The organism is Pseudomonas sp. NPDC089534 (assembly GCF_044749305.1).
In the GTDB taxonomy this organism is placed as follows: Bacteria; Pseudomonadota; Gammaproteobacteria; order Pseudomonadales; family Pseudomonadaceae; genus Aquipseudomonas; species Aquipseudomonas ekonensis.
In genome coordinates, this window is the sequence record NZ_JBIVHR010000175.1 from 1 (window position 1) to 4772 (window position 4772).

General features: G+C 63.5%; 4 protein-coding genes and 1 pseudogene. All 5 read left to right on the forward strand.

All coding sequences use genetic code 11. From position 1 onward, the window contains the following. A pseudogene (locus ACIP0B_RS27900) lies at positions 1-188 on the forward strand (flagellar biosynthetic protein FliP); the annotation flags it as partial. Next, on the forward strand, positions 185-454 hold the full coding sequence (fliQ, locus tag ACIP0B_RS27905) for a flagellar biosynthesis protein FliQ (RefSeq protein WP_085577799.1): 270 nt from the start codon (positions 185-187) through the stop codon (positions 452-454). The pseudogene ACIP0B_RS27900 and the gene fliQ, both read left to right, overlap by 4 nt. Before the next feature lie 3 nt (positions 455-457). Beyond that, positions 458-1243, forward strand: coding sequence for a flagellar biosynthetic protein FliR (gene fliR / locus ACIP0B_RS27910; RefSeq protein WP_085631150.1), 786 nt, complete (start codon positions 458-460; stop codon positions 1241-1243). Positions 1244-1246: 3 nt separating this feature from the next. Then, positions 1247-2386, forward strand: a complete 1140-nt coding sequence (flhB, locus tag ACIP0B_RS27915; RefSeq protein ID WP_400838312.1) for a flagellar biosynthesis protein FlhB — start codon at positions 1247-1249, stop codon at positions 2384-2386. A gap of 281 nt (positions 2387-2667) precedes the next feature. After that, positions 2668-4772: flagellar biosynthesis protein FlhA (gene flhA / locus ACIP0B_RS27920; protein ID WP_400838315.1), on the forward strand; the 2105-nt coding region annotated here is incomplete at its 3' end.

Here is a 4772-nt window from a genome sequence, read left to right on the forward strand (position 1 = left end):
TCATGATCTTAATCCCGTTCCTTATCTTTGACCTGGTTGTCGCGAGCGTGCTGTTGGCGATGGGTATGATGATGCTTTCGCCGCTGATCATTTCCCTTCCGTTCAAAATCATGCTGTTCGTGCTGGTCGATGGCTGGGCGCTGATCATCGGCACGCTGGCCAGCAGTTTCGGAGGTGTATCGCCATGACGCCTGAAGTTGCGGTCGACATCTTTCGCGAGGCCCTGTGGCTGACCACCATGATGGTCGCGATCCTGGTGGTGCCGAGTCTGCTGGTGGGGCTTCTGGTGTCGATGTTCCAGGCGGCGACGCAGATCAACGAACAGACGCTGAGCTTCCTGCCGCGCCTGCTGGTGATGCTGGTCACCTTGATCGTCGCCGGCCCTTGGCTGGTGCAGACGTTCATGGAATACATCACTCAGCTGTACAAAAACATTCCGCTGGTCATCGGCTGAGCCATGTCGTCGCTGCTTCAGTTGACGGACACCCAGATCAGCACCTGGGTGGCGACGTTCATGCTGCCGCTGTTCCGCATCGGTTCGATGCTGATGGTGATGCCGGTGTTCGGCACCACCCTTGTGCCCAGGCGCATCCGTCTCTACCTGGCGTTGGCGATCACCGTCGTGATCTCGCCGAACCTGCCGCCGATGCCGGCGGTCAGTCCGCTGGACCTTGGCGGTCTGCTGATGATCGCCGAGCAGATCCTGGTCGGTGCGGTGCTGGGCTTCTCCCTGCAATTGTTCTTTCAGGCGTTCGTGGTGGCGGGGCAGATCGTCGCCATTCAGATGGGCATGGGTTTCGCCTCGATGATCGACCCCACCAACGGCGTGTCGGTGGCGGTGATCGGGCAGTTCTTCACCATGCTGGTGACCTTGCTGTTCCTGGCGATGAACGGCCACCTGGTGGTGTTCGAAGTCCTGACGGAAAGCTTCACCACGCTGCCGGTCGGCGGTGGGCTGATGACCGCCCACTACTGGGAGCTGGCCGGCAAGCTCGGCTGGGTGCTCGGCGCGGCGCTGTTGCTGGTGCTGCCGGCGGTCACGGCGCTGCTGGTGGTCAACATCGCGTTCGGCATCATGACCCGGGCGGCGCCGCAGCTGAACATCTTCTCCATCGGCTTTCCGCTGACCCTGGTGCTCGGCCTGTTCATCGTCTGGGTGGGCCTGGCGGATATCCTCAATCAGTATCAACCGCTGGCCGCCGAGTCCTTGCAGTTGCTGCGCGAACTGGCACGGGCGCGTTGAGCCATGGCTGAGAGCGAGAGCGGTCAGGACAAGACGGAAGACCCCACGGAGAAGCGCAAGAAGGATTCCCGTGAGAAGGGCGAGATCGCGCGCTCCAAGGAGCTCAACACCCTGGCGATCATGCTCGCCGGCTCCGCCGCGCTGCTGATCTTCGGCGGCATGCTGGCCGAGGATCTGATGGAACTGATGCGGGTGAACTTCACGCTGTCGCGGGAAGTGATCATGGATCAGGGTTCCATGGGCCGGTTCCTGATGAGCTCGGGGCTGATGGCCCTGCTGGCGATCCAGCCGATCATGATCACCTTGCTGCTCGCCGCGCTGCTGGGGCCGATCGCGCTCGGCGGCTGGCTGTTCGCCGCCGGCTCCATGGCGCCCAAGTTCAGCCGGATGAATCCGCTGTCCGGCATCAAGCGCATGTTCTCGGCCAAGTCCGTGGTCGAGCTGCTCAAGGCGCTGGCCAAGTTCCTGATCACCCTGGCGGTGGCGCTGGTGGTGCTGTCCGGCGACGTCGACGACCTGCTGCGCATCGCCCACGAACCGCTCGAGAAGGCGATCATCCACAGCGTGCTGCTGGTGGGCTGGAGCACCTTGTGGATGGCTTGCGGGCTGATCGTCATTGCGGCGGTCGACGTGCCGGTGCAGATTTGGGAGAGCATCAAGAAGCTCAAGATGACCAAGCAGGAGGTGCGCGACGAGCACAAGGACCAAGAGGGCCGGCCGGAGGTCAAGCAACGCATCCGCCAGGTGCAGCGCGAGATGTCCCAGCGGCGGATGATGGCGGCCATTCCCCAGGCCGACGTGGTCATCACCAACCCGACCCACTACGCCGTGGCGCTCAAGTACGACGCCGACAAGGGCGGCGCGCCGGTGCTGCTGGCCAAGGGCACCGACTTCCTGGCGCTGAAGATCCGCGAGATCGCCACGGCCAACGAGATCATGCTGCTCGAATCGCCGGCCCTGGCGCGTTCGATCTACCACTCCACCGAGCTGGAAGAAGAAATCCCCGGTGGTCTGTACCTGGCGGTCGCTCAGGTATTGGCCTACGTCTACCAGATCCGCCAGTACCGCGCCGGCAAGGGCAAGCGCCCGGATCCGCTCAAGGACGATCTGCCGATTCCGCCGGATCTGCGGCGCGATTCCTGAATTGGCCCTGCGGCGCCTTGACGGGCGCCATCGCCAGCAGGCTGGCTCCCACAGGAGGCGTTCCCCGCAGAACCTTGTGGGAGCGAGCCTGCTCGCGATGGCGGTGGTGTGTTCGGCCTCTTGGTTTCAGGCGGGTCGCCATTGTCCGCAGGGCATGCGGAAAATCGACTGATAAACCCTTCTGTTTCAATCCCCGGCAAAAGTTGGAAGGCTTTTTGCAGTAGCCGCCGTGCGCCCGCTTCGGGCGTCAAAAGTTTGCTTGAAAGGAACGGGGAAAACCGGTGGATCGCTCTCAGTTAATCAACAGTGCCCGCAGCAACCTGTCGGAGCTCAGCCGGGGCAATCTGGGTGTGCCGCTGTTGCTGCTGGTCATGTTGGCGATGATGATGTTGCCGGTGCCGCCGTTCCTGCTGGACGTGTTCTTCACCTTCAACATCGCCCTGTCCATCGTCGTGCTGCTGGTGTGCGTGTACGCCTTGCGTCCGCTGGATTTCGCGGTGTTCCCGACCATTCTGCTGGTGGCGACGCTGCTGCGCCTGGCGCTGAACGTGGCGTCGACGCGGGTGGTGATGCTTCACGGCCAGGACGGCCATGCCGCCGCCGGCAAGGTGATCCAGGCCTTCGGCGAGGTGGTGATCGGCGGCAACTACGTGGTCGGCATCGTGGTGTTCGCGATCCTGATGATCATCAACTTCGTCGTGGTCACCAAGGGCGCCGGGCGGATTTCCGAGGTGAGCGCGCGTTTCACCCTCGATGCGATGCCCGGCAAGCAGATGGCGATCGACGCCGACCTCAACGCCGGCCTGATCGACCAGAACCAGGCCAAGGCCCGTCGCGCCGAGGTGGCCCAGGAGGCCGAGTTCTACGGCTCGATGGACGGTGCCAGCAAATTCGTGCGCGGTGACGCCATCGCCGGTCTGCTGATCCTGTTCATCAACCTGATCGGCGGCATGGCCGTCGGCATCTTCCAGCACAACATGACCTTCGCCGACGCCGGCAAGGTGTACGCCCTGCTGACCATCGGTGACGGTTTGGTGGCGCAATTGCCATCACTGCTGCTGTCCACCGCCGCCGCGATCATGGTGACCCGTGCTTCGGGCTCCGAAGACATGGGCAAGCAGATCAACCGTCAGATGTTCGCCTCGCCCAAGGCGCTGGCCGTCGCTGCCGGCCTGATGGCGATCATGGGCCTGGTGCCGGGCATGCCGCACGTTTCGTTCCTGACCATGGCGGCCCTGGCGGCCGGTGGCGCCTACCTGTTCTGGAAAAAGCAGAACGTGGCCAAGGTGCAGGCGCTGGAGGAGGTCCAGCGCCAGCAGGAGCTGCTGCCGTCGCCGGCCCGTGCCATGGAGACCAAGGAGCTGGGCTGGGACGACGTGACGCCGATCGACATGATCGGCCTGGAAGTCGGCTACCGCCTGATCCCGTTGGTGGACCGCAATCAGGGCGGACAGCTGCTGGCGCGGATCAAGGGCGTGCGCAAGAAACTTTCCCAGGATCTGGGCTTCCTGATGCCCACCGTGCATATCCGCGACAACCTCGACCTGGCGCCGAGCGCCTATCGCTTGACCCTCATGGGCGTGATCCTCGCCGAGGCCGAGATCTACCCGGAGCGCGAATTGGCGATCAACCCGGGGCAGGTCTACGGCTCGCTCAACGGCATCACCGCCAAAGATCCGGCTTTCGGGCTCGAAGCGGTGTGGATCGAAGTCAGCCAGCGCGCCCAGGCGCAGTCGCTCGGCTACACCGTGGTCGATGCCAGTACCGTGGTGGCGACCCACCTGAACCAGATTCTGTACAAGCACTCCAGCGAGCTGATCGGCCACGAGGAAGTGCAGCAACTGATGACCTTGCTGGCCAAGAGCTCGCCGAAGCTGGCCGAGGAGCTGGTTCCGGGGGTCGTCACGCTGTCGCAGCTGCTCAAGGTGCTGCAGGCGCTGCTGGCCGAACACGTGCCGGTGCGCGACATCCGCAGCATCGCCGAAGCGATCGCCAACAACGCCGCCAAGAGTCAAGATACCGCCGCGCTGGTGGCGGCCGTGCGGGTCGGCGTATCCCGCGCCATCGTCCAAAGCATTGTAGGCACTGAGTCCGAGCTGCCTGTGATCACCTTGGAGCCAAGGTTGGAACAAATTTTGCTCAATAGTCTGCAAAAGGCAGGACAAGGCTCGGAAGAGGGTGTTCTGCTGGAGCCGAGCATGGCCGAGAAGCTGCAGCGTTCGCTGATCGAAGCGGCCCAGCGTCAGGAAATGCAAGGCCAACCGGTGATCCTGCTGGTGGCAGGCCCGGTTCGCGCGATGCTCTCGCGCTTCGGTCGCCTGGCAGTTCCCGGACTGCATGTGCTGGCCTACCAGGAAATTCCGGACAACAAGCAAGTGACCATCGT

What these genes read in the sequence shown, in the direction of transcription:
- fliQ (WP_085577799.1), top strand. Translation starts at nt 185, where the DNA reads ATGACGCCTGAAGTTGCGGTCGACATCTTTCGCGAGGCCCTGTGGCTG.
- fliR (WP_085631150.1), top strand. Translation starts at nt 458, where the DNA reads ATGTCGTCGCTGCTTCAGTTGACGGACACCCAGATCAGCACCTGGGTG.
- flhB (WP_400838312.1), top strand. Translation starts at nt 1,247, where the DNA reads ATGGCTGAGAGCGAGAGCGGTCAGGACAAGACGGAAGACCCCACGGAG.